The 25,419-nt window shown below is 52.4% G+C and carries 23 protein-coding genes and 1 tRNA gene; 20 read left to right on the top strand and 4 right to left on the bottom strand.

Annotated elements, in window-relative coordinates; all coding sequences use genetic code 11:
* Nucleotides 1-60: 60 nt before the first annotated feature.
* Nucleotides 61-2,061 (top strand): glycoside hydrolase family 127 protein, encoded by a 2,001-nt coding sequence (locus MKY96_RS15320; protein ID WP_340941406.1) that lies wholly within the window; start codon nucleotides 61-63, stop codon nucleotides 2,059-2,061.
* A gap of 92 nt (nucleotides 2,062-2,153) precedes the next feature.
* On the opposite strand, the gene MKY96_RS15315 is transcribed toward MKY96_RS15320, so the two are convergent.
* Nucleotides 2,154-4,589 (bottom strand): GH36-type glycosyl hydrolase domain-containing protein, encoded by a 2,436-nt coding sequence (locus MKY96_RS15315; RefSeq protein WP_340941405.1) that lies wholly within the window; start codon nucleotides 4,587-4,589, stop codon nucleotides 2,154-2,156.
* 115 nt (nucleotides 4,590-4,704) lie between these two features.
* Nucleotides 4,705-5,760 carry a LacI family DNA-binding transcriptional regulator gene (locus MKY96_RS15310; protein WP_340941404.1) on the bottom strand — a complete coding sequence of 352 codons (1,056 nt, stop codon included), beginning with the start codon at nucleotides 5,758-5,760 and terminating at the stop codon, nucleotides 4,705-4,707.
* 261 nt (nucleotides 5,761-6,021) lie between these two features.
* On the opposite strand from MKY96_RS15310, the gene MKY96_RS15305 reads away from it, so the two are divergent.
* The 7 genes from MKY96_RS15305 (at nucleotide 6,022) to MKY96_RS15275 (ending at nucleotide 15,297) form a co-directional block, all read left to right on the top strand.
* Entirely contained in the window at nucleotides 6,022-7,830 is a 1,809-nt protein-coding gene (locus MKY96_RS15305; RefSeq protein ID WP_340941403.1) for a sensor histidine kinase, read from the top strand.
* Nucleotides 7,805-9,442 carry a response regulator transcription factor gene (locus tag MKY96_RS15300; RefSeq protein WP_340941402.1) on the top strand — a complete coding sequence of 546 codons (1,638 nt, stop codon included), beginning with the start codon at nucleotides 7,805-7,807 and terminating at the stop codon, nucleotides 9,440-9,442. The genes MKY96_RS15305 and MKY96_RS15300 overlap by 26 nt, the downstream gene beginning before the upstream one ends.
* Before the next feature lie 64 nt (nucleotides 9,443-9,506).
* Complete coding sequence (locus tag MKY96_RS15295) at nucleotides 9,507-10,421, top strand: carbohydrate ABC transporter permease (RefSeq protein WP_340941401.1); 915 nt, start codon at nucleotides 9,507-9,509, stop codon at nucleotides 10,419-10,421.
* Between the two features lie 3 nt (nucleotides 10,422-10,424).
* A complete protein-coding gene (locus tag MKY96_RS15290) occupies nucleotides 10,425-11,264 on the top strand; it encodes a carbohydrate ABC transporter permease (protein ID WP_340941400.1) in 840 nt (279 codons plus the stop codon).
* A gap of 30 nt (nucleotides 11,265-11,294) precedes the next feature.
* The gene (locus tag MKY96_RS15285; protein ID WP_340941398.1) at nucleotides 11,295-12,620 is read left to right on the top strand and encodes an ABC transporter substrate-binding protein; all 1,326 of its coding nucleotides are present in this window, start codon (nucleotides 11,295-11,297) and stop codon (nucleotides 12,618-12,620) included.
* 78 nt (nucleotides 12,621-12,698) lie between these two features.
* Nucleotides 12,699-14,348, top strand: a complete 1,650-nt coding sequence (locus MKY96_RS15280; protein WP_340941397.1) for an MGH1-like glycoside hydrolase domain-containing protein — start codon at nucleotides 12,699-12,701, stop codon at nucleotides 14,346-14,348.
* 40 nt (nucleotides 14,349-14,388) lie between these two features.
* Complete coding sequence (locus MKY96_RS15275; protein ID WP_340941396.1) at nucleotides 14,389-15,297, top strand: glycoside hydrolase family 43 protein; 909 nt, start codon at nucleotides 14,389-14,391, stop codon at nucleotides 15,295-15,297.
* A 113-nt stretch (nucleotides 15,298-15,410) separates the two neighbouring features.
* Here the strand turns inward: MKY96_RS15275 and MKY96_RS15270 are convergent, their stop codons facing one another.
* Complete coding sequence (locus MKY96_RS15270; protein ID WP_340941395.1) at nucleotides 15,411-16,685, bottom strand: hypothetical protein; 1,275 nt, start codon at nucleotides 16,683-16,685, stop codon at nucleotides 15,411-15,413.
* A gap of 245 nt (nucleotides 16,686-16,930) precedes the next feature.
* Here MKY96_RS15270 and MKY96_RS15265 point away from each other — a divergent pair, with 245 nt between their 5' ends.
* The 7 genes from MKY96_RS15265 (at nucleotide 16,931) to MKY96_RS15235 (ending at nucleotide 20,429) form a co-directional block, all read left to right on the top strand.
* Nucleotides 16,931-17,065, top strand: coding sequence for a hypothetical protein (locus MKY96_RS15265; RefSeq protein WP_340941393.1), 135 nt, complete (start codon nucleotides 16,931-16,933; stop codon nucleotides 17,063-17,065).
* An 83-nt stretch (nucleotides 17,066-17,148) separates the two neighbouring features.
* Nucleotides 17,149-17,820 carry a stalk domain-containing protein gene (locus MKY96_RS15260; protein WP_340941392.1) on the top strand — a complete coding sequence of 224 codons (672 nt, stop codon included), beginning with the start codon at nucleotides 17,149-17,151 and terminating at the stop codon, nucleotides 17,818-17,820.
* Nucleotides 17,821-18,006: 186 nt separating this feature from the next.
* Entirely contained in the window at nucleotides 18,007-18,552 is a 546-nt protein-coding gene (locus tag MKY96_RS15255; RefSeq protein ID WP_340941391.1) for a hypothetical protein, read from the top strand.
* A 309-nt stretch (nucleotides 18,553-18,861) separates the two neighbouring features.
* Nucleotides 18,862-19,359, top strand: a complete 498-nt coding sequence (locus tag MKY96_RS15250) for a hypothetical protein (protein WP_143803504.1) — start codon at nucleotides 18,862-18,864, stop codon at nucleotides 19,357-19,359.
* The gene (locus tag MKY96_RS15245; RefSeq protein WP_340941390.1) at nucleotides 19,352-19,879 is read left to right on the top strand and encodes an accessory gene regulator ArgB-like protein; all 528 of its coding nucleotides are present in this window, start codon (nucleotides 19,352-19,354) and stop codon (nucleotides 19,877-19,879) included. Before MKY96_RS15250 ends, MKY96_RS15245 begins: the two co-directional genes overlap by 8 nt.
* Nucleotides 19,880-19,881: 2 nt before the next feature.
* On the top strand, nucleotides 19,882-20,016 hold the full coding sequence (locus tag MKY96_RS15240) for a cyclic lactone autoinducer peptide (RefSeq protein ID WP_081751311.1): 135 nt from the start codon (nucleotides 19,882-19,884) through the stop codon (nucleotides 20,014-20,016).
* 17 nt (nucleotides 20,017-20,033) lie between these two features.
* Nucleotides 20,034-20,429 (top strand): LytTR family transcriptional regulator DNA-binding domain-containing protein, encoded by a 396-nt coding sequence (locus tag MKY96_RS15235; protein ID WP_340941388.1) that lies wholly within the window; start codon nucleotides 20,034-20,036, stop codon nucleotides 20,427-20,429.
* A gap of 89 nt (nucleotides 20,430-20,518) precedes the next feature.
* Here the strand turns inward: MKY96_RS15235 and MKY96_RS15230 are convergent, their stop codons facing one another.
* A complete protein-coding gene (locus tag MKY96_RS15230) occupies nucleotides 20,519-21,049 on the bottom strand; it encodes a GNAT family N-acetyltransferase (protein ID WP_340941387.1) in 531 nt (176 codons plus the stop codon).
* A gap of 196 nt (nucleotides 21,050-21,245) precedes the next feature.
* On the opposite strand from MKY96_RS15230, the gene MKY96_RS15225 reads away from it, so the two are divergent.
* The 5 genes from MKY96_RS15225 to MKY96_RS15205 all read left to right on the top strand — a co-directional run bounded on the left by MKY96_RS15225 (nucleotide 21,246) and on the right by MKY96_RS15205 (nucleotide 25,282).
* Nucleotides 21,246-21,788, top strand: a complete 543-nt coding sequence (locus MKY96_RS15225; RefSeq protein ID WP_340941386.1) for a hypothetical protein — start codon at nucleotides 21,246-21,248, stop codon at nucleotides 21,786-21,788.
* Nucleotides 21,789-21,934: 146 nt separating this feature from the next.
* Nucleotides 21,935-22,804 carry an Rpn family recombination-promoting nuclease/putative transposase gene (locus tag MKY96_RS15220; protein WP_445671485.1) on the top strand — a complete coding sequence of 290 codons (870 nt, stop codon included), beginning with the start codon at nucleotides 21,935-21,937 and terminating at the stop codon, nucleotides 22,802-22,804.
* A 904-nt stretch (nucleotides 22,805-23,708) separates the two neighbouring features.
* Nucleotides 23,709-23,780 (top strand) — tRNA-Val (locus MKY96_RS15215).
* A 237-nt stretch (nucleotides 23,781-24,017) separates the two neighbouring features.
* Entirely contained in the window at nucleotides 24,018-24,440 is a 423-nt protein-coding gene (locus MKY96_RS15210; RefSeq protein WP_340941385.1) for an NUDIX hydrolase, read from the top strand.
* A gap of 32 nt (nucleotides 24,441-24,472) precedes the next feature.
* Nucleotides 24,473-25,282, top strand: a complete 810-nt coding sequence (locus MKY96_RS15205) for a helix-turn-helix transcriptional regulator (protein ID WP_340941384.1) — start codon at nucleotides 24,473-24,475, stop codon at nucleotides 25,280-25,282.
* The last annotated feature ends 137 nt before the right edge of the window (nucleotides 25,283-25,419 follow it).

The raw sequence follows: 25,419 nt of genomic DNA, 5'->3' as shown, positions 1-25,419 counted from the left end.
CCATTGTACCGTCTATAATGGCAATTAGCGAGGAAGATATGCTGAGGAGGAGATACAATAATGAGCGAATTTGCAGGTACAGAGATCGGTACAACCGTTCAACCAGGGCAACCGGATCAACCGGGTTATCCAGAGCTGTCAGGCCAGAGAGCATCCGTTCAGGATGAGTTCTGGGAACGGTACATCCGGCTGGTGCAGGATACGGTTATTCCTTATCAATATGAGGCGCTGCATGACCGGGTGGCAGGGGCTGAACCGAGCCATGCTATTGCCAATTTTGAAATCGCTGCCGGAAGAAGAGAGGGCAAGTTCGGGGGCATGGTCTTCCAGGACAGCGATGTTGCCAAGTGGCTGGAGGCGGTGGGGTATTCACTCCGCATCCGGCGTGACCCGGAACTGGAGCGCCAGGCGGACGAAGTGATCGATCTGGTGGGTGAAGCGCAGCAGGCTGACGGATACCTGAATACTTATTTCACCGTCAAGGAGCCGGGGAAGCGCTGGACGAATCTCCAGGACTGCCACGAGCTGTATTGTGCCGGTCATTTCATCGAAGCGGCGGTGGCTTATTATGAAGCGACCGGCAAGGACAAGCTGCTGAATGTTATGCGCCGGATGGCCGACCATATCGACTCCGTGTTCGGACCGGAGGAAGGGAAGCTGAAGGGCTATGACGGTCATCAAGAGATTGAACTGGCACTGGTGAAGCTGCACCGGCTGACAGGGGAAGAGAAGTATCTGAAGCTCAGCCTGTTCTTCATTGACCAGCGCGGGCAGGAGCCGAACTTCCTGCGCCGGGAGTGGGAGAACCGGGGCCGGGTCTCGCATTGGTCGGGCCGGACAGATCACCTGGACACAGCCTATAATCAAGCCCATATTCCGGTCCGTGAGCAGACGGTGGCCGTAGGCCACTCCGTCCGCGCCGTCTATATGTATACGGCCATGGCCGATCTGGCCCGGCTGACCGGAGATGAAGCACTGCGCGAAGCCTGCGTGCGCCTGTGGAACAATATGACGGAGAGGCAGATGTATATCACCGGCGGAATTGGGTCCACACATCACGGCGAAGCGTTCACCTTTGATTATGATCTGCCTAACGATACGGTCTATGCGGAGACCTGCGCTTCTATCGGGCTGATCTTTTTTGCCAGACGCATGCTGGAATTGGCTCCCGAAGCCCGCTATGCCGATGTGATGGAACGGGCGCTCTATAATAATGTGCTCGGCTCGATGGCGCAGGACGGCAAGCATTATTTCTACGTCAATCCGCTGGAGGTCTGGCCACAGGCCTGCACCTGCAATCCCGGCAAACAGCATGTGAAGGCGCAGCGCCAGGGCTGGTTCGGCTGTGCCTGCTGCCCGCCGAATGTGGCGCGTCTGCTGGCCTCATTGAACCAGTATATTTACACTGTACACAGCGATACACTCTATACGAACCTGTATATCGGAAGTGAGCTTAAGACCACTCTGGGAGGAACAGAGGTGAAGGTCACTCAGTCCAGTAAGCTTCCATGGGAGGGTACGGTCACGCTGAAGGTTGATCCGGCGGAGGCCGGAGAGTTCGCTATCGCCCTGCGTATTCCATCGTGGAGTGCTGCCGGGAAGATCCGGGTGAATGGGGAGCCGGTTCCTGTTGCTGAAGTTGTGGAGCGGGGCTACGCGGTGATCCGCAGGGAGTGGCAGGCCGGTGACACTGTCGAGCTGATTCTTCCGATGGAAGCGCACCGCCTATATGCTCATCCGAATCTGCGGGAGAATGCCGGGAAGACGGTGATCCAGCGCGGGCCGCTGGTCTATTGTCTGGAATCTGCGGATAACGGCGAGCCGCTAAGCTCAATATCTCTAAGCAAGGAGGGCAGGTTCACGGAAGCTTACGATGAAGAGCTGCTTGGCGGAGCGGTAGTAATCCGGGCGGCGGGCTACAGGGTGGAGGAGCAGAGCTGGAGCGGCGGACTCTACGGCAGCACCAGGACGGCGGTACAGCCGGTGGAAGTAACGGCAATTCCGTATTATCTGTGGGGCAACCGGGGCAGCGGAGAGATGAAGGTGTGGATACCGGAGTAATCCCGGCGGCCGCCTGTCCATGAACGAACAACCCGGTTGTACCGCCTAAGCGGACAACCGGGTTGTTATGCTTTTATAGGAGTGCCAGGTTATTAGCCGAGAGTGACGACAACCTGGTGTACTGCACCGTCGCCCACAGGAGCGATAATATTGCCTTCCACGGCAGCGCCGTCGAGGGTCAGGCTGGCTACACCTTTGGAGACATGGTTCGGGTTTTGGATCGAGATCACATAAGTGTCGCCACGGAAGACGCGGGTAATCTCGAAGCCGTCCCATTCTGCTGGGATACAAGGGTCAACCTTGAGCCCGGCGAAGTCCGCCTGAATTCCCAGGATAGACTGCGTGATCGCTACATAGTTCCATGCCGCTGTACCCGTCAGCCAGGAGTTTTTCGCTTCCCCGTGACGTACGGCATCTTTACCGGCGATCATCTGGGAGTACACGTAAGGCTCCATCCGGTGCACTTCGCTGATGTCCTCCAGGTAGGCCGGAGCGATTTTTCGGTAAATGTCAAAAGCTCTGTCGCCATGTCCAAGGACCGTCTCCGCAATCATAATCCACGGGTTGTTATGGCAGAAGATTCCGGCATTCTCTTTGTAGCCCGGAGGGTACGTGGAGATTTCACCCAGGTTCAGATAGTACTTGGAATACGGAGGCTGCTGCAAAACGATACCATAGTCCGTATCCAGACGTTCCTGCACGGAAGTCAGGGCGCGGGCTGCTTCACCGTTCTCTACACCGATTCCAGCCATTACGCACATGCCCTGCGGCTCAATGAAGATCTGGCCTTCTTCGTTCTCCTTGCTGCCGATCTTGTCGCCATAATGGTCATAAGCGCGCAGGAACCAGTCGCCGTCGAAGCCGTGGGACAACGTGATGGCACTCATGTTCTCGATCTTGGCAACAGCATCAGCGGCTACATCATCCAATCCGCGCATCCGGCAGATCTCGGCATAGTCCGGTCCAACGAAGACGAACAGACCTGCGATGAATACAGATTCCGCTACGCCGCCAGCGATATTCTCCGTGGTCTGGAACGATTCGCCCGGCTCGGTGGAGAAGCAGTTCAGGTTCAGACAGTCATTCCAGTCCGCGCGTCCGATCAGCGGCAGGCCGTGAGGCCCGAGGTTGTTCGTGACATGCTCGAAGCTCAGCTTCAGATGCTCGAACAGGGTTGCTGTGTGATCCGGATTGCTGTCAAAAGGAACCTGCTCATCAAGGATCGAATAATCGCCGGTCTCCTTAATATAGGCTGCTGTACCCGAGATCAGCCATAGCGGATCGTCGTTGAAGCCGGAGCCGACTTCATTGTTGCCCTTCTTGGTTAGCGGCTGGTACTGGTGATACGCACTGCCGTCAGGGAACTGGGTAGCGGCGATATCAAGAATCCGTTCTCTGGCACGCTCAGGAATCTGGTGGACGAAGCCGAGCAAGTCCTGGTTGGAGTCGCGGAAGCCCATACCCCGGCCAATCCCGGATTCGAAGTACGATGCGGAACGGGACATGTTGAAGGTCACCATACACTGGTACGGATTCCAGATGTTCACCATCCGGTTCAGCTTGTCGTCCCCGCTCTTGATCTGGTATTTGGACAGCAGGTTATCCCAGTGCGCAGCCAGAACGGCAAGGGCGGCATCCACCTGGGCATCAGTAGCGAACTGATCGATGACAGCCTGGGCCGGCTTTTTGTTAATAACGTTCAGAGCTTCCCATTTCTCATCCTCAGGGTTCTCGATGTAGCCGAGCACGAAGATGAAGCTTTGGGCTTCGCCCGGCTCCAGCGTGATGTCAAGTGCGTGGGAGCCGATCGGCGACCAGCCGCTGGCGACAGAGTTAGTAGGCTCACCGGCAGCAACCGCCTGCGGAGCATCCAGGCCATTGTACATGCCCACGAACGATTCGCGGTCCGTATCGAAGCCGGCAATTTCCTTATTTACAGAATAGAAGGCGTAGTGGTTTCTGCGCTCGCGGTATTCTGTTTTGTGATAAATGACGGAATCCTTCACTTCTACTTCGCCGGTGCTGAGGTTACGCTGGAAGTTGGTCATATCATCGTTGGCATTCCACAGGCAGAACTCGGCAAAAGAGAACAGCTTCACGGTCTTTTTCACATCGCCTGTGTTCTTAACAACCAGACGGTGAACTTCCGCATTGTGGCCCATCGGTACAAAAGCAAGCTGATTCACGGAAATGCCGTTACGCTCTCCTGTAATAGAAGTGTAGCCAAGGCCGTGGCGGCATTCGTAGAAGTCGAGGTCCCGCTTCACCGGCATCCAGCCCGGCGTCCAGAAGTCCCCGCCATCGTACAGGTAGTAGTAGCGGCCGCCGGTATCCAGCGGAATATTGTTATACCGGTAACGGGTAAGTCTTCTCATCCGCGCATCGCGGTAGAAGGTATAGCCCCCGGCAGTATTAGAGATGAGGCCGAAGAACTGCTCGTTGCCGAGGTAGTTAATCCAGGGATAAGGGGTTTTGGGGGTGTTGATTACATACTCTTTACGGGTGTCGTCAAAAGTTCCGAATTTCATGAGAGACAAGTCTCCTTTCGATTGTGAACGCGCGTTTACAGGGCGGGGAAAAAAGTCCCTCGGGGCAAGGGATTTTTCTGAATCGGTCTGTATCAGTCTAAATCGGAGTAAAGCTCTACTTCTTCGGCGGCTGACAGGAATCTCTGGTGATCAGACGCGCCGGGAAGCTGATGGTGCTGAAGGTCGGCTGCTGTGAATCGCACAGCTCAATGACCTTCTCGACAGCGGCTTTGGACATTTCATAAATCGGCAGACGGACGGAGGTTAGCTTGGGATGAATCCGCGCAGCAAGCTGCACATCGTCGAACCCCGCAATGGAGATATCCTCCGGCACGGAAATGCCATGCTCCGAGAACGCTTCCATCGCCGAGATAGCCATATCGTCATTGGAAGAGAAGAAGGCGGTCGGTAGCGGGCCGCCGGAATCCAGCAGCTTCTTCACTTCCTGATAGGCAGTCTCCTTGAGAAAATCACCCTGAAGGACGAAGTCCTTCTGCAGGGCAAGTCCATGGCGCTTCAGCGTATTCTCGTATGCCATGTAGCGCTCCCGCCCGGAATAAGTATTCATCCGTCCGCAGATCATGCCGATCTCCTGATGGCCGAGACCGATTAAGTACTCAATCGCTTCCACTGTACCTTCATAATCCTTGGAATTCACAATAGCGAGATGATTGCGGTCCAGATGCTCTGACATAATCTCGGAAATGTCATAATCGATCAGCACCAGCGGAGCGCTGAGACCGACCATTTCCCGTACAATCCCGATATCCTTCTGGGTGCCGACAATGATGCCGCCGTCAATCCGTTTCTGCAGGAAGGCCTGCTTGACCTTCAGGAAGTCGTCGGGAGAATAGACGGTGTGAATCAGAACATAACAGCCGCGGGCATTCGACGTATCTACCACAGCATCGACGAACGGGGCAAAGTAATTATTCTGATAGATCCGCGTCGCATTCTCCTTCTCGTTCATGCTGATGGCAAACAGCCCGATCGTGTCGGTCTTCTTGCCGGCCAGCGCCCGGGCGAAGCTGTTCGGCTCGTACTGATGCTGTTCAATTACCTTCAGCACCTTGGCCCGGGTCTCTTCAGGGACATTGGAATAGTTGTTGATCACACGGGATACGGTGCTTCGCGAAACCCCGGCTAGCTTGGCAATATCTTCGCTTCGCATAATGTACCCCCTCTAATGTAAACGCGCGTTTATGAACTTATTGTAGAATAAATCTGCCCAGCGGTCAATCGTCCGCCGCAACATTTTTGCCATGCAATAAGAGCGGTTTCACTTGCCGGATTCTCCGATCTGCGTTACAACTAGAGGCATCAGTCAAATAGAGACAGGAGAAAGGACACCGCTCATGATAAGACAAATGATGAGACAAACACCGGCTTCACAGATCTGCGGGGAGAAGGAGGGCTTGCTATCTTTTACTCGTTGAAAAACCGCCTGATCGCATTCTTCGTTGTGCTGCTTGTCTTGTCCTTCGGCACGATGTCGCTGCTGCTGTTCAATCAGGCGCGCTCGATTATCCGCTCTTATATCGAAACGTCGGCACTGGAGAAGATGGACGAATACGGGTCCTTTATTCATATGGCGCTCCAGCAGAGCTATGACTTGTCCTCTCTGGTCTATAACAGCGATATCACCCAGAAGTGGGATGCGATACTTACCCATCCGGCTTCCACCGAAGGGCAGAGGATGCTGGCCAGCATCAACATGAGCAAGTTCCTGACCCAGACGACGAATAATTATTCAATCGTCTCCTCGGTCAACATCTACCGCAAGGAGGGATTGCGGATCGGGGCAGAGAATCAGGTGGTGGCAGATAGCTCGTTCAGGCAGGAGGACTGGTACCGCAACTTCATCGAACACAGCAATCACTGGGTTCCGGCCCATACCGATGAGGCGGAGATCAAGGGGGCGAGACCGTACGAGGTGGTGAGCCTGCTGCTGCCCATCGGGATCTTCGAGCCGTCGCTGGCGAGGAATGTGATGAAGGTCAACATCAAGGCGGACTTCCTGCTGGAGCCGCTGAACCGTATACATCTTGGTGAAAGCGGTACCATCTTCCTGCTGAACGAGCAGGGCAGTCCCATTCTCTCCCAGCAGGAGTACAGCACGCATCCGGAAGCGGCGAAGGAGGTGGAGCGGGTGCGGGCAGCACGGGACGCGCAGGGGGTAGTATATCTGAAGGATAAGCAGGGAGCATCCCACATTCTGGTCTACAAAAAGCTGGCCATCACCAACTGGCTGCTGGTCGGCTTCGTCTCGGAGCAGGACCTGTACGCCAATCTGTTCAAGCTCCGAAACAGCATTATAGTGTTTGCTTCACTGATGCTGGCGGCCGCCTTTGCACTGGCCTACTGGATCTCATCGGGCATTACGAGGCCGCTCTCGCGGCTGGTCTCCGCCATGCGCCATGTGCAGAAGGGCGACTTCGCCCAAGCCGAGCGGCTGACCCTGCCGGAGCGCAGAATCCAGAGCGAGGTGGACTATGCCACCGTCACCTTCCGCAATATGGTCAAGCAGCTATCGCATCTGATCCGCACCGAGTTTGAACAGAAGCTCCTGCGCCAGCAGGCTGAATACAAGGCGCTCCTGATGCAGATCAATCCGCATTTTCTGTTCAATACGCTGGAGCTGATGAGCAGCCTGGCGATCCAGCAGCGGACGAAGGAGACGGTCACGGTCATAGAATCGCTGGGTAAAATGCTCAGGTTCTCGCTGCGGATCAGCGAGGATCTGATCCCGCTGCGCGAGGAGCTGAAGGTCGTGCGCTATTACATGTCCATCCTGGAGGTCCGCTTCGGTGCGGGGCTGGATCTGCGGCTGGACGAGGAGGAGGCGCCTTACGATCTGGAGATCGTCAAGTTCCTGCTGCAGCCGCTGATTGAGAATGCAGTGAAGTACAGCTTCATTCACCAGGCTAAGGCCAAGGTACGGATTACCGTCAGAGCGGACAAGGACCGGCTGGTTCTCTCCGTCGCGGACAACGGAATCGGAATGGACCCGGAGCTGCTGCGCGAGCTGAAGGATCAGGCGATGCACCAGCAGCCGGAGCAGTTATTGCAGAGCATGACCCATCAGATTGGACTGCGCAATGTACTGGCCAGATGCCGGCTGTATTACGGAGGGCTCTTCACCCTAAGCATAGAATCAGGCAAGGAGGCGGGCACCTGCATCACGCTGGGCCTGCCCCTTCAGAGGAGGAATGACCATGTACCGCGTATTGATCGTGGATGATGAGCCGGAGATCCGCCAGGGCCTGCGGCTCAAGGCTGACTTTGCAGCGCTGGGCCTCAGTGTAACCGGAGAGGCGGGCAACGGCATGGAGGCGATGGAACGGCTGGCAAGCCAGGCGGTCGACATTGTCATTACGGATATGAACATGCCGGTGATGAACGGCGTATCGTTCCTCGACGATTGCCGCAGGCTCTACCCGGAGCTGAAGCTGGTAGTCATTACAGGCTATGAAGATTTCCATTATGCCAAGGCAGCGATCCGCAATCAGGCGCGTGATTATCTGCTCAAGCCGGTGGCCGCCGATGAGCTGACGGCCGTGCTTCAGAAGCTGAAGGACGAGCTGGATCAGGAGCGCAATGACCGTGACCGGCAGGCGGTGAATGAGTGGCGGCTGTCCCAGTACTACAAGGAGATGAAGGAGCATTTCCTGGTGCAGCTTGTCAAAGAGGAAGTGGAGCCGGTCCATGCGCTGAAGGAGCGCGCTGCGCTGTTCGAGCTGGATGGATGGGACCTGACGGAGGTGCGGTTCGTAACGGCCGGACTCCGTGAGCGTGCGGGGGAGGCGGCGGTGCCGGAGCCTGGGCACGGCAAAGGTTCAGCGCTGCCGGAGCGTACGCCGGGCAAGCTGAGGCTGCCGTTCGAGCTGCTGACCAGGGAATTCGCGGGCAGCTCCGGGGAGCGATGCCAGGTGCTGCGGGACCCGAGCTATCCGGGGCTGGTCCACTTCATCCTCCAGGATGCGCTCACTGATATAGACCGCTTCTGTACAGAGCTGGCGGAATGCGTCGCCGTCCATCTGGGCTTCAAGCCGGTGATCGGCTACAGCGGCGGCAAGCTTGGATTCCTCCGCTGGAAGGAAGGCTGCCTGGAATCTCTGCTGGCCTGGAACCTCTCGGAGAATGCGGCCCAGCCGCCGGCCGAAGGAAGAAGCGAGCCGGGACTGGCGCTTACGGAGGAATTGACACGGACCCTGCGCAGGCTTCTGATTCAGGGGGAGTGGGACGCCTTCGGGCAGAGCATCCGCCATGAGCTGCAGCAGGCGTTCTCCCAGTCCCGCTCCTGCCTGGTGAAGCTGATCTTCCAGCTCTGCCTGCTTGTGGACGGGGCGGGTGCAGAGGCCGCAGACGGAGACATTCAGGCCCAGGAGCTATGGCTCTATCCCGAGATGGTCCACAAGCTGGATTCGGTGGACAAGGCCGGGCAATTCCTGCTGGAGCGGGCGGCCTCTGTGTACCGCACGATGCAGGAGGCCGGCGATGCCGAGGATTCGGTCATCCGCACAGCGACGCAATATATCGACAGCAACTACATGTATGATCTTAACCTGACCCAGCTTGCCAGACGGTTCAATTACAATTCCTCCTATTTCTCGGAGCTGTTCAAGGCCAAGGTGGGCCGGAGCTTCATGGTCTACCTGACCGACATCCGCATGGCCCAGGCCACGCATCTGCTGTTGACGACAACGCTTAACCTGTGGGATATCGCCGAGCTGACCGGCTTCTCGAATGCCAGCTACTTCAGCTCCAAGTTCAAAAAAATGTATGGAACCTCCCCGTCGGACTTCCGCCAGCATCCACCTGAAAAATTCAGTAGTCAACAGCCGAAGAAATAGCATTCAACCAAGCTGCGTTGCTTTCTATAATGAGCCTATATCCACGAAGAAGGAGAAGGCGCATATGAAGACAGCACACAGATCGGCGATGTGGAGAAGGAGCGGTACCGCTTACCTGTTCCTGCTTCCCTGGCTGATCGGCTTTTTCGGACTGACACTCGGACCTATGCTGGGCTCCTTGTATCTGTCCCTGACCAAGTACGACCTGCTCAATGCCCCGCAGTGGCTGGGACTGAACAATTACAGGCACATCTTCACGGCAGACGAATACTTCTACAAGTCTCTTACCGTGACGTTCAAGTACGTGCTATTCTCGGTTCCGCTCAAAATGGCCTTTGCCCTCCTGGTCGCCATCGTCCTGAACAAAGGCATCCGGGCGCTGGGCATCTACAGAACGGTGTATTACATTCCGTCCCTGCTGGGAGGAAGTGTGGCAATCGCCATCGTCTGGCGGCAGATTTTCGACGGGGAAGGGCTGATTAATCACTTCCTGGCCTGGTTCGGGATCGAAGGCCCGTCCTGGATTGCCCATCCCAGCTATATTCTCTCGACCATCGTCACGTTGTCCGTCTGGCAGTTCGGCTCCGCGATGGTCATCTTCCTGGCCGGCATTAAGCAGATTCCTGCGGACCTGTACGAAGCGGCGCAGGTGGACGGAGCCGGGAAGCTGCGCCAGTTCGGCCGGATTACGCTGCCGATGCTCTCCCCGGTGATCTTTTTTAACCTGGTCATGGGGATTATCAATTCCTTTCAGGTGTTCACTCCGGGATATGTCATTGGGGACGGGCGCGGCGGTCCGGTGAATTCCACCCTGTTCTACACGCTGTATCTGTATCTCAAAGGCTTCTCCTTCTTCGATATGGGGTATGCCGCCGCTCTGGCCTGGATCATGCTGATCATCATCGGCCTGTTCACCTCCATAGTGTTCGTGACCTCCAAATTCTGGGTGTTCTACGGCGACGGAAAGGACGGGCGATAATTCATGACAGACGGCAAAATGATCTTTAGGCTCGGCAAGCATGGCGTCATTATTCTGTTCGGGCTGCTGATGCTGTATCCGGTGCTGTGGCTGCTGTCCAGCTCCTTCAAGCCGAATGCGCTGATCTTCTCGGAACCGGGGCTGTGGCCGGGGAGATTTACGCTGGAGAACTACGTGAACGGATGGAAGGGGCTGCAGGGCATCTCGTTTAGCCGCTTCTTCCTCAATTCTGCCACGATCTCTGTACTGTCGGTCATCGGGAACATACTGACCTGCTCGCTGGCGGCTTACGCGTTCGCCCGGCTGGAGTTCCGCTTCAAAAGTGTGCTGTTTGCCTGCATGCTGGTGACCATTATGCTGCCTTACCATGTCGTGCTGATTCCGCAATATATTATTTTCAGCAAGCTGGAGTGGGTCAACACCTATTTGCCGCTGATCGTGCCGAAATGGCTGGCGCATGACTCGTTCTTCATTCTGCTGATGATCCAGTTCATCCGCGGCATCCCGAAGGAGCTGGACGAGAGTGCCACGATTGACGGCTGCGGCCAGGGCCAGTTGTACTTCCGGATCATTATTCCGCTGCTGGTTCCGGCGCTGATTACAACGGCGATCTTCACCTTCATCTGGTCGTGGGATGATTTCTTCAGCCAGATGATCTACCTCAGCCGGATCAATCTGTTCACCGTGCAACTGGGCATACGCTCGCTCTATGATCCTTCGGGCTCCTCCGATTGGGGCGCGCTGCTGGCGATGTCGGTGCTGTCACTGGTGCCGATTATGACGATCTTCATGCTCTTCCAAAAGCATTTCCTGGAGGGCATCGCTACGACGGGCCTGAAATGAGCAAGCGATTACAATTATTCTTGGGGGGATATGTTTATGAAGAAAAGCTTAGGTCTTACGCTGAGTGTCCTGCTGATGGCAGCCACAACTGCCTGCTCGGGCGGCAATAACGGCAAGCCTGCGGCGGCCGGCAACTCCGGCGGTGCGGGAGCTTCTGCGGATCAGGTGGAGCTGCGGATTATGTGGTGGGGCGACCAGAAGCGCGCAGATAAGACGAACGAGGCGCTGCGGGCCTTCGAGTCGAAGCACCCGAACATTAAGGTGGTCGGGGAGTTTGCTCCGAACTCCGGGTATTTCGACAAGCTTAACACCCAGCTCGCTTCGGGCACAGCGCCTGATGTGTTTTTCCTGGGAGGGAACGTAACTGATTACGCCGCGAAAGGTGTGCTGCTGGACTTACAGCCCTATGTCGGCCAAGAGCTGGATCTGACGGATATGGACCAGACGATGGTGGAGTACGGAACGCTGGGAGGCAAGCTGGTGCATATCTCAGCCGGGGCGAATGCCCGGGGGATGGTACTCAATACGGAGCTGTTCAAGAAGGCTGGAATGGAGGTTCCGGCAGACGGCTGGAGCTGGGAGGATTACGCCCGCATCAGCAAGGAAATCTCCGGTAAGCTGGGCAAGGGTTATTACGGCACCTACAACTTTACCGTTGAGGGGATGGACATCTATATGAAGCAGCGCGGCAAGCAGGTCTATGATATGGAGAAGGACGCGCTGGGCTTCGGGCAGCAGGATGCAGAGGAGTGGTTCAACTACTGGCACGGGATCACTAAGAACGGCGGAATGGTCACTCCATCCCTTCAGGTATCCAATCCTCCGGGAGACACAAGTAAATCCCTGGTCGTTACCGGCAAGGTGGCGATGAGCCTGATTCCGTCCAACCAGTTCGCTGCTCATCAGAATCTGACTCAGGATAAGCTGACCATGATTCAGGTGCCGCGCGGGCCGAAGGGAACGGGGGTTGTCTTTGAATCCAGTCAAGGGTTGTCCGGTTATGCCAAGACTAAGCATCCGAAGGAGGTCGCGGAGCTGATGAACTTCTGGATCAATGATCCCGATGCCGCGCAGATTCTGGGCAGTGACCGCGGCGTGCCGGTTACCTCCAAGATGCGTGACCTGCTGATGAAGGAGGCTACGCCGCTGGAACAGACCGTGTACGACTTCACAAGCCGTGTATCCGAAGCGACGAAGAAGGAGCCGTTTGCCGTCAGCTATAACCCGCCGAATTTCACCGAATTCACCAAGCTGGCGGAGACCGCTGTACAGGAGATCGGTTTTGAGCAAAAGGATGTCAAGCAAGGGGTAGAGGATTTCTATACAGGCGCGACGCAGTTATTCGGAGCCCAGTAGTCATATCCCGGAAGCGGGCTGCCCCCGGCAGTCTGCTTCTCTGTCTGGAGAGCAACTAAAGTTACAGGAGGGAAAGGAATGACGGGTAGTGTACTGGAGAGACTGCGGAGGATAGCGGTGGACGACCGGATTAGAGGGCTTAAGAAAGCGGCGGACCGGGATTCGCTGGAGGAGTGGAAGCAATCGGGCGTGGCCTTCGCGGCTTCATCGGAGAACATGGAGAATGTCTATTACTCTGCGCTGCACAAGCTGCTGGACTGTATCGTGCCGATGGACGGAGGAGGACTAGTGCTGCATGAAGGAGGGGTCTATCTCGGGAGCTGGCTGGAGAGCACGGGCACGATCAGCGCTGAACGGCTGTCGCGCTTCATGCCGGGGGTGGCGGGAGCGACCTTCCGGCTGTTCGCCGACCAGCAGCGGCAGGATGGGCTGATGCCCTACAAGGTGACGCCTGCGGGACCTGCCTACCGGCAGATTCAGATGGTGACGCCGCTGGCCCGCAGCGTCTGGAATCATTATCTGGAGAACGGGCGGGACAAGAGCTTCCTTCGCTCCATGTATCAGGCGATGGGCCGGTTCGACCATTGGCTGCATATGCACCGCAACACCAGAGGGACCGGCTGCGTCGAAGCCTTCTGCACGTTCGATACCGGACATGACCTCTCCCCGCGCTTCTGGCATGTCCCCGACACGCCCCATCTGGAGGATGCGGGACAATATAACCCGGATTCGCCGCTGCTGCCTTTTCTGGCCCCGGATTTAACGGCCAATGTCTACTGCCAGCGGCTCTACCTGTCCAAGATAGCGGTGGAGCTTGGCGGGAGCGGGGACGAATGGCGTGCCCGGGCAGCGGCGAGCAGCCACAGCCTGTTCAGCCATTGCTATGACGAAGAGGATGAGTTCTTCTATGACCGGGATCGCGGAGGCCGGTTCGTCCGTGTACAATCGGATGTTCTGCTGCGTGTGCTGGCCTGCGAGGTGGGGGACGGGGTGTTTTTTGCGTCAGCCCTCCGCCGTTACCTGCTCAATACCGGCAAGTTCTTCGCCAAATATCCCTTCACCTCCATTGCGATGGACGATCCCAGGTTCGACCCTTTCTCCAGCTATAACACCTGGGGAGGCTCGTCGAACTTCCTCAGCCTCATCCGTGCGCCGCATGCCTTCGAGCAGCACGGGCGTTATGTCGAGCTGACCTGGGTCATCCTGCCGATCCTCGCAGCGTTCTCGCGGATGACCCGATTCGGGCAGACGTTAAGCCCATGGACCGGGGAAGAGGGATATACGGAGACCTATTCACCGGCGATTCTCTGCCTGCTGGACTATATGGAGCGGCTATGCGGGATCGTGCCGGTAGCCGGAGAGGAGCTATGGTTCACCGGCCTGCTTCCCTATGACATGGATCATGGCCACGAGGTGGCCCATGAGACCGGATACCGTCGGATCGTGGACGGCACGGTCTTCGAGCTGGTTACTACGCGTGAGCGGTCTGTAATCTACCGTAATGAAGAGGAGTACCTGACCTTTCCATATGGTGTGCGTGTGGTCCTGGGCCGGGGCGGACAACTGCTGAAGCTGATCGGCATGAGTGTCCGCCAGATCGAAGGGAGTCTGTGCTATGAGGGCCAGACGCTCCCGTTCACCATCAAGGGCAACGAGCAACTGGAATATGCGGACGGCGGCTTCGTGAGCGTCAGCGATATTGGAGTGGTACTGCCGGAGTACAGGTAACTAAGCATGCAGAGTGTGCGGGAAGAAAGGAGAGATGTACATGATAAATAACAAAAACCTGCAAATCAGAGATCCGTATGTGCTTCCGCTGGCCGGACAGGAACAGGAGCAGGAGCAGGGCACCTACTATTTATATGGCAGCACGGACAGCAATATCTGGGGCCCGGGCACGGGGTTCAACGCCTACACCGGCACAGATCTGGAGCACTGGGACGGCCCGTTCCCGGTCTTCCGGCCGGAGCCGGATTTCTATGCGGAGCGGAATTTCTGGGCACCGGAGGTCTATGGTTATGGCGGCAATTACATCATGTTCGCCACCTTCCGGCGCAAGGACAATGATCTGCTGGGCACCGCCGTTCTGATCTCGCTGCATCCGCTGGGCCCGTTCATCCCGCATAGTGAGGGGCCGGTGACTCCGCGGGAGTGGAGTTCACTGGACGGAACGCTGTATGTGGACCGGAAAGGCCAGCCGTGGATGGTGTTCTGCCATGAATGGCAACAGACCGGGGACGGCGAGGTCTGCGCCATGCGGCTAACAGAGGACCTGCGGAGTGCCGCTGGGGAACCTGTTGTTCTGTTCCGGGCATCGGAAGCTCCATGGACAACACCGTTTAGATCGGAGCGGTATGCGGATCAGCTCAATTATGTAACGGATGGGCCATTCCTGTTCCGGTCAAGCGACGACGATGCGCTATATCTGCTGTGGGCCAGCTTCATTAATAATACCTACGCGCTGGGTATCGCCCGTTCCGGGAGCGGAGAGATTACCGGACCCTGGCTTCATCAGGAGGAAGCGCTCTACCGGCAGGACGGCGGCCATGCCATGGTGTTCCGCGCCTTCGGCGGTCAGCTGATGCTGGCCATCCACACGCCGAATCAGACACCGGAGGAGCGTCCGCTGTTTGTGGAGCTGGAGGAGCAGGACGGTGAGATGAGGGTGAAGGCGTAGGCACTTACGCGGGCAGGCGGGCAGGGGGAGGCTAATCTCTGCCTTTAAAAGAAAACGATTGCCCTCCTTTAAAGAGTGGCAATCGTTTTGGGGTGCGGTTAACCTAAGGAAGCTTATTCGATATCAATGCTCCATTGTCCGTCTGCTTCCACGGAAAAGACATAAATTCCGTCGGATTCGATTTTTTCCGCTGTGGAGCCGGAGTAGTTACCAATTTCATTAACCAGCAAGAGGCTATCATTCACTTTGACGGCAAAATTGGATTCACCCGTGTGCTTGGATGTGAACCGGGTCAGCTTGCTTTGCAGCCTTGCAAACACAACATCGTTCCCCTTACCGGATAATTTAACCGGTGCGCTCTTGACGTTCTCGGGGATGCTCTGCTTAATATCTGCTTTCCACGAGCCATCCGACTCCACCTTCAGCATATATTTCCCGCCGTCAGGAATCACAGCTAGTGATTTTCCTTTGTAAGGCCCAATTTCATTCACGAGCATTTTTTTGGTATCTCCTGTTTCATCGTACATATAGATCACAAAGTTAGAATCCCCGTTGTCTGTTGCCTCCAATATAGCGATCCCGCTGTTCAGATGGAAGAACTCTGTAGCCTGGTCCTTTTTCCCTTTGAGATGTATGACTTCGTCCTTTGCTGGCGCTGGCGTAGCGTTTGCCGTTGCTGAACTAGGTAAGCCTTGGTATAACGGCAGCAGTTCAGCGTATAGCTTCTCAACAGTAGCCTGGTCATCCTCTTGAATGGCAAGGGCCATTTCCTTGAATTTGCTTTGATTTTCCTTATTTATAAACTCCAGACTATTGAGAATAACTGCTAATACTTCATCTCTAAGTTCTTGGGTGAGGTTCTTTTCCAGATAGCTTTTGGCTAAATTAAGTGATCTGGCTCCTAGCTCCTGGTTTGCTTCATCAAAGGTGTTAATAGTATCCCCGCCAGAGGGTACATCCGTTTCATCGGGTGTAGGTGTGGAATCTGGATAGCGGGCGGCAACGGAAGCAGGTAGAACTCCACCAATTTTTGTGAAAAGCTTCTTTACATTTTGTACATCATTTTTCTCAATAGAGTCAGCAATCTCCAGATAAGTGAAGGTATCCTCTTTATCCTCCCGGGCCTTAATCCGGATGTTATTGGCGATTTCTTTGGACGACTCAATATTCCATGAATTAGTACCGAAGTTCTCTAGGTATTCCTGCGTCTTGTCTTTCACTGAGAAGTTCTTCAGCTCTGGCGCTGGAGTAGGAGAAGCAGTCGGAGCAGCAGAAGGAGTAGCCGTGGCAGCTTGAGTACTCTCATTAGACCCGCCACATCCGTTCAATATCACAGGTGAAGCTAAAAGAGCAAAAGCTAAAGTCATTTTGGATAATTTTCCGTACATGAGTAATTTCCCCCAAATGTTTAATCATACTTAGCCAGTATATCAAAATTGGATTATTTCTACAGTGAAATTTAATAGAACTTTGCATTCCTTACACAATCGTGCCAAACTTGATATGATTAGGATATAGACTTTTATCATGTTGAATTAGGGGGATGTAAGCTGTGTATATGACAGGTTTTGGGTCCTTGCTCGCTGGAGGGTTCAGTATTTTTGCTCTTTTACTATGGTTGACTTGTCTGGGAATGGGGATATATTTATTTGTGCTGGTGGTGAAGCTTGCCCGCAGGGGAATCATTGCGCTGGATTTGTACAATCACTCCAAAAATCTGGAGATACGCGAACGTTACGAAGCGGTTCACCGGAGAGACGATGTCTGAATGATTGCATCTGATGGCAGGATTGATTATACTCCGAATATGGAATATTCAAATTTGTTATATCTGGAGAGGAGTTTGAGCGAATGAAGAAGAAGATGACTGCTGCGCTGACTGCATTTGCCGTACTGGGAGGAATGGGCACGGGCGTGTATGCCGGGGCCAACCTGCAGGAAATCAAGGCTTTTCTGAATCCAAGCATCAAATTCAAGATGAACGGCCAGCCGGTGCAGCTTAAGAATGGCAGCGGTGCAGTGATTGCCCCGATTTCCTATAAGGACACAACGTATCTGCCGGTCCGTTCCGTATCCGATCTGCTGGGGGTTACCGTTAAGTTCGATGCCGCAACAAACACCATTTCTCTCGGGGAGCAGACGGCAGGTGTGTCGATTGCTACAGGCTTTGATAATATGTATCACACCAAGGACCCGGGTAAGACCGTGTACAAGGATAAGGATTACAAGGATGTATTCTTCGATGACGCCAGCAGCGACCGCGGCAGTTCCTTCATGCTGCAACCTGACAAAAAGTATCAGAAGCTCTATCTCCAGATAGCCGCGATCGGCGGGGAGATCAAAGACTTCAGTATTCAAGACGCGGACACCAACACGGTGCTGAAGAAGCAGACCATTGACCCGGCCAGCGGACTCACGACCATCGAAGTGGATATTGCCGGAGTCAGCAGCCTGTATCTCACTGGCGACGTGAAGAAGGGAACCTCGGTCTTCGTCCCGCTTACGACATCGTATTATAAATAATTTCTGAACTTATACATCATTCACGAATGCCCCGGGAGCCTTGGTTTCCGGGCTTTTTCTGTCTGCATTAGTTGTTTGGATGAAGGCAGAAATGGGTATTATCCGGTAAGCCGGTGAATCTAACCGGCCGTGTAATTGTTCAATGAATTCATGAGGAGTGAGCAGATGTATACCAAAAAACTAATAATGTCCTTATCCTTGACGTTGTCCCTATTGGCCCTCAGTGCCTGCGGTAATGCTGAGGATAAGCCGTCCACCGAATCGATGCAGACCACTGCACCGACAGCAGAGAGTGTCCAGACTCCTGAGCCGACAACAGAGGCTGAGCAGACTCCAGCACCTACGGTAGAGCCGGAGCAGACGCCTGAGGCGACAGCCGGAAGCAACGAGACGGCTGCCGGATCTGCGGACCTGCCGAAATATCTGCCGGAGGATTTCCCGATGCCAGAGAATGTAACAGAGACCATTCTTTCGAATGCGGAGGAGAATGAGGGCAAGAAGACGGCATTGCTGATTTTTAGAACAACGGATAGTATGGAATCGGTAACGAAGCTCTATGATGATTATCTGGCTTCCAAGCTGGGCGATCAGTCCGTGAAGACTATCGATCCCAAGAACCTGATCATTCAAGGCAAGACCAAGGACGATAAACAGAGCTGGTCAATCATTGGCGGTCCGCTTGCGTCCCAGGAGGGAACCGTGGAGGTTAACGTCATTTGGTCTGAAATTTAATACGGACAGCCAAGCTGCTGTACCCAGAGGAACATCCGTTGAGGCTCGATTCAGAGCGGCCAACGGATGTTTTTTTTGATTTGATAAAAAGTGTCGAATTTTGTAATTAAGTAGTATACGTCAGGTGCGGCGGGGATATATAATTAATTTTGTAAACGAAAATTAGTCAGGCGGTGTTATGGTTTGTCGTGGGAACCTGTAGGCTTTATGTTTTTCTCAACGATAGAGACGCTTGCGCTCTATTATCTGATTATGTCTCTCTATAGATTCAAGTGGAGATGGTACATCTGGCAGGCTTTATTTGTCATCTTGCTGAACAATCTGCAAAGCTATCTGTTACGCAATGAACTGGGCATGTCGAATGTTGCACCACTTGTTTTAATCTTGATTTTTATCTTCTTCTTTGCTGCGGTGGTGAGGATGCCGCTCATTCTATCCATCATCGCAACAATATCAGGATTTGCTATTTTTGCCGGGATTCAGACGCTGCTCACCCTGCTCATGTTCGGATCTATATCGAATATTGGTAGTACCGCGAACGGATATTTTCTGCAGGTAGCGACTGCGGCAGCGGTGTTCGGTATTTTTGGGCTTCTGTACCGCAAAGGTAAGGGCTTCACGTTCGACTTGGATAAACTCCGCTTTAAGATAGAAGATATCCTGCTGTCTCTGCTGATTTTCGGCTTCGTAATAGGGATTTCAGTGCTACTCTACTATAATGATATTCTGCTAAATGCCTTGATTTTCCTGGTGATGACTGTATTCCTTCTATATTATTCCACCCGGAGGGAGCGGGAAGATGCTTGAATTCATGTCCGGCAAGCTGGCATTTACGATTAAAAATATCGTACCTGAACACCCGGCATCCTACGCTGTCCTGAAATTTGCTATTAGCGTAGTGCTTAATGTGGTGTTTATTATTGGGCTGACGCTGGCAGCATCCCTTTTGACGGGCCGGACAAGTGAAGCTCTGCAGATTCTGATCTCCTTTGCCGTATTACGTCAGGTGTCGGGCGGGGTCCATCTCAGATCCGGTATTGCCTGTGTCTTGTTTACGGTAAGCTTGTTCACGGTCCTATCCTTTGTGGAGGTTAGTTCCCTTTACGTTATGCTAATGAATGGAACTAGTCTGTTAATAGTTTTATGGCTGGCGCCCATTGGAATTGAACGACAGACCCGGATTCCGAGGCGGCACTGGCCTAAGCTGAGAATCGTGGCGATACTGCTTGTTGGTGCCAATATCGTTGTAGGATCACCTGTTATCGCAGCCAGTTTTTTGGCTCAATCCATCAGTCTGATTATAGCTAGAAGGGAGGTGAACATCTGACAATGAGAGCTTTGCAGCGCAAAGTAGTGTATAAGCTTGCTTCTGGTTTGTCCGCCTTGGCTGCCCTTATCGTGTTGGTTACAGCAAGTGTATTATACATTAATCAACCGGAGGTTCCTGAAGAGTTACTTAAATAACATTGGAGTTGATCCCTTTGAGCACGATATCTGTTACTAGAGACACAGAGGGAAACACTGGTGTATTCTCACTCGATATTGCAAAAATAACGTTTATGGAATTTGAACGGACTATCTATCGGATCATTGTCCATACGTACGATCAGACCTTTTATACAGTAGGTACGCTGAAATATTGGCTTAATACCCTGGCCAGTTCAGGATATCACTTCGTTCTAGCAGATAGAAACACGTTAATTCAGGTTTCTAATATTATCCAGCTGGATAAGACGTTTCATATTGCTTATTTTGGGGAAGACCACAGAGGAGTCGAGCAAAAGTGTTTTCTGTCAGAGAAGGGCTACAAACAAATTCTAAAATACGTAAAAACATCCGCATCGGATGTTAAATTAGTGGAGCTGCCCCAGTGGTAGCTTATTTTTTTGGAGGTTTGTATATAAAATAAGGCTGACCCAGCGCAGTTCATTTTGTAGCGCCCGGGTCAGCCTTTGTTCGGATTATCCTAATCTGTAGCTAATCTGGAATACATACACAGATCAATGAAGCTTCCTTTGGACCGCTCACTCTGCCTCAATATTCCTTCCAGCGAAAAGTTTAATTTCTGCAGTACCTTAATAGAATTGATATTAGCAGGCTGGGCCTTTGCTTCTATTCTATTGAAGCCCAGCGTATCAAACGCATAATCTATTAGTGCGCGAAGGGCTTCAGGCACATATCCTTTTCCCCAGCACTCGCGGCTAAGGTCATAACCGATCTCTGTCTTGGCATTGTCATAGTCCAGCGTATTGAAACCACAGGAGCCGATAATCCGGCCGGATTCTGCTTCCGTGATGGAATAGCGGAGCGCCTGATTCTCAGTGGCTAGCTTACCCAGCAGCTCAATCATTTCCACGGCCTGACTCTCATCCGTGAAGCTGCTGATATTCATGAACCGGGTGACTTCAGGATCGGACCAGATCGGGAACAGGCTGGCTGAATCGGCGGTGCGCATTTGTCTTAATACTAATCTTTCGGTTTGTAATTCTGTAATCATCAATAAGTTACCTCCATTAAATATATATGGTATTGGTGAGGTGCAACTATTGATATCTGCGCATAGTTCAGTCCTTTCCGTGTGTAAGCTGCCTCTATTATATAGAATACAGGGGAGAATGTTAATCAGGGACGCGCCTGTTTCGTATTCCTCCTGACATGGTAAACTTTAGATAAAAACATCTTGGGAGGGTATTATGAGAAAAACGTTACTGGTAGTATTGTTCTTGTTCGTATTGACAGCTTGTGGGGATTCCAAAGACGGGGTAACCACTAAAGACTTAGCCATCCAAAAGGTGAACGATCATAAAGCCATTGTTGAGTATGGTATGAGCCGCGCGGAAGCAGAAGAGGTATTGGGCAAAGGAGAAGATAAGGATATTGCGAATTCAGTCATGTACAGCCCTGGCGTAAGAATTATGTACCGTGAGGATAAAGTGGCAGGGATTACTCTGGCAAAGGAATCGAAAGATATGTATGAAACCACAGGCGGTTTTAAAATTGGCATGTCCAAAGATGATTTCAAGCAAATCTATGGCGATCAATATCTGAAGGATATGGAGAGGAACCTGGACTATGCTTACGATTCAGTCAACAAACGTTATTTGCAGGAAAAAGAATGGGTAGCGAAAGCTGAAGATGACACGAAAATATATGTAATATCAGCCATGTTCAACGGTAGGGGTGAAGCAGACGCCGTTGTATTGGTGGATAAGCGAATGGCGATCACGTTTAGGTAAAGGGGGAGGGCTGACGATCAAGCATGTGCTAGTATGTTTCTTTGAGCTTTGGGGACAGAATAGCAATATAGGGACCTTAAAGGCTGGCTTTGTCTACAACGAGTAGTTCTGCCATGATATAATCAATGTATATGATTGGAGTGATAATCGTGGAATTACTCGACGCACGGAATGACTTTATCTTCAAGAAAATTTTCGGCAGTGAGAATAACAAGGATGTCCTGCTGGCCTTCCTCAACAGTACCTTTATGGAGGCAGGCGAACCCCCGCTGACAGAGATTGTATTAATGAATCCGTACACTGATAAGGATGCTCCAGCGGATAAACAGTCTATTCTGGACATCAAGGCCAAGACGGCTGAGGGCAAACGGATCAACATCGAAATGCAATTGTTCAATCCATACAATATGGAGAAGCGGACACTGTTCTACTGGAGCGAGATGTATTACCACCAGATTCAAAAAGGCGACGATTACAGTCAATTGAAGAAGTGTGTGACGATCAATATACTGAACTATTCCTGTCTTCCTAATGACCGCCATCATAATGTGTTTCGCCTTCGGGAAGATCACACCGGGATACCTCTTAACAATGATCTTGAGATCCATGTGATGGAATTAACAAAGCTTGAGGAGCAGGCCGTTCCATTAACTGGTGGTCTGATCAACTGGCTGTTATTCCTGAAGGGTGTTGAACAACCAAATTGGGAGGTGCTGACCATGAATGAACCGATGTTGAAAAAAGCAATGGATACGCTGGAGTTCCTGAGTCAGGATGCCGCTACACGTATGGAATATGATGCCCGGATGAAGTATTTGCGGGATGAGGCGTCACGAATGAATGGTGCTAAGGCTGAGGGGCGAGCTGAGGGACGAGCAGAAGGTGAGCGAAATAAGGCAGAGGCAATGGTGCGTGAACTTCTTGCTCTTGGAGTGGAGACCTCAATTATTGTTAGAGCCTCAGGTCTCTCAGAGCAAGAAGTTTTAAGCTTGAAATCACAAATGGGTAGACACTGACCATGAATGAACCGATGAGAAAAATATGTTGAGGATTGGGCTTGAAGTTAGGTTATTGCACAAGTTTCTGGTCTTTCAGAGCAAGCAATGATAACGAAAAATGAAGGGGCTGTCCCAAAGTAGATATTCTACTGACAAGTCAGATTCTCAGATTCCTCAAAAAAAGCAGGGATTATCCCATTATTGGGAAATTTCTGCTATAGGGACGGTTGTTTTTAAAAAAAGGCGATTTCTTTTTATGTTTTTGAAAGAATGAAATGGGTATCCTGCTTAAACAGCGGAGCGTCCATCCATGTGCTTACGTTAATCCTACTTAAAAGCTGCGGGCTATCCCTTTTGGGACAGCCCTTTTGTTTCATTAAATGCGCCCAGGTGAGAGGACGGGGGCTTGGCGCCCCCTCCCAATGGATTATAATTATTTCAATTACTTTAATAAGCTCTAGCTGTTACCCCATAATTATATTCATATCCATAGCCGCCATTATCGGATAGCACCCTAACGACATAAGCACCAACTGGCCCGGCGGGACCTTCTTTATAAACTTGATACCCATTACTTGCTTGGGTATGTCCCTTGAAATATACAGAACCATTAGACTGAGCTGATGAATCTGCGGTGTTAGATGCAAAGGACGTAACAGGTAGGCAAGCTAATGCCAGCACGATAGATGAAACTATGTAACATTTTTAAACGACGTAAAAAATACCAATAATATTTTTATGGAAATAAATTTCCATATATCAATCATAAACAATATCTCTTAAAAGGTCAATTTAGATTATATATTTAAAATGCTAGAGTCTCCTCCCATGCGAGGCATTAGGGGAAGATAAGCATTTCCCGTAATGTTATAAAAATATCTTGCCATTCCTTTACGTTCTGTGTTATTATAAATCTCGTTGCAGGACGGTAGCTCAGCGGGAGAGCACTATCTTGACAGGGTAGGGGTCATGGGTTCGAACCCCATCCGTCCTATATGCAGAAAGCCTTGATATTCAAGGCTTTCTTTCTTTTTATAAACAAAGAATAACAAACTGAGAAGCTATTGACGTTCGGCAGCAGATGACTTTACGTGTCTAATGCAATGTTGTGGCTTCTTTTTTATGTACATTTAAAGAGTGACAAAAACCCACGACACCCCAACCATAGTATATTACAATATTGGCGCTTGTCTGGAAGTTCTTTAACCAACATAAAAGGTGGAATTCTATCATGATCGTAACATTGCATGAAGCGGAGTGCCCTGGAGTGAGTCTCCAGTATGTAGTGATTTTTATGAAGCAAGGGAAGGATTGGGTGCTGGTGCGGCACCGTGAGCGGTCTACATGGGAATTTGCCGGCGGGCATATTGAGGCGGGCGAGAGTCCCGGGGAAGCTGCGGTAAGAGAGCTGTACGAAGAGACGGGTGCTGAAGAATACGAGCTGCATCCGCTATGCATCTATTCAGTCAGAAGTAGTGAACTGGCAGAGAGCTACGGGATGTTGTATTATGCAGATGTCAAAAGGTTCGGAAATTTGCCCCCGTACGAAATGGCTGAGCTTCGGAGCTTCAGCGAGCTGCCGCAGGCGGTGACATACCCTGGGATTTACCCCACGCTATATGCGAGAGTATGTGAACATGTGAAGTATCTGTGAATCAATTGTAATGCTGAAAGGAGTCCCAACTCATGAGTTACGAGATTACGAGGTTTAGGCGTCTTGGCGACTACCTGAGATCACGCCGGGAACGTCTGCAGCCTGAAGCTGTAGGGATCAAGGAAACGAACAGTCAGCGCAGAACTCCAGGGCTGCGGCGGGAGGAGGTTGCAGTTCTGGCTGGTCTCAGCAGCACCTATTATACTTGGCTGGAGCAGGGCAGGGAGGTTACCGCCTCCAGAGAGGTCATGGAGAGTCTCAGTCAGGCGCTGCGGTTGTCGGCAGATGAGCACAAGCATCTGTTCGAGCTATGGAATCCGGGCTTGCCGGATACACTTGCTTCTATAGATACAGCCAGTCCGGAGCTGAATCCGCAGTGGCGGGATATTATCCGCCAATTGACTTATCCGTCTTTTATTACGAATGAGCGGTCTGAGGTACTGGCCTGGAATGATAGGGCGAGTGAAGTCCTTAGTGATTTCGGAAGTCTGCCTGCTCCAGAGCGCATTATGCTGCGTCTTCTGTTCCTGGACCTGGAGCTGCGCCGCCGGATGCTGAATTGGGAGGAGTTCGCTCTCTATTCAGTAGGGGTGTACAGAACCTATTATGACATGAACCTGCACGATCCCTGGTACAAGGAGATGGTCGATCAGCTCTTGGAGGACAGTGCGGATTTCGCTGAGATGTGGAAGCAGCACAATATACTGGGCAAAAAGGTTAACCGTGTGGTCATAGAGAGTCTGGGCACGAGCCAGCCTGTAGTCTACGATATCAATTCTATGGCGAATCTGGCAGATCACCCGGGTGTGCATATTTGTATCTATACCCCTGTCATAACCTAGCAGAGGATCATCTGAAGGCGCATTTTTACAGGTATGTTGCCGCTCCCTGGTAATGATCTTACTAGCATGAACGTACTGTGGCTGCTCCACGGCAGGACGGTTAGAATAAGGTCATGTTCATAAGATCTATTACAGGG

The organism is Paenibacillus sp. FSL R7-0302 (assembly GCF_038006885.1).
In the GTDB taxonomy this organism is placed as follows: Bacteria; Bacillota; Bacilli; order Paenibacillales; family Paenibacillaceae; genus Paenibacillus_AQ.
This window is presented reverse-complemented; position numbering and strand designations above follow the sequence as displayed.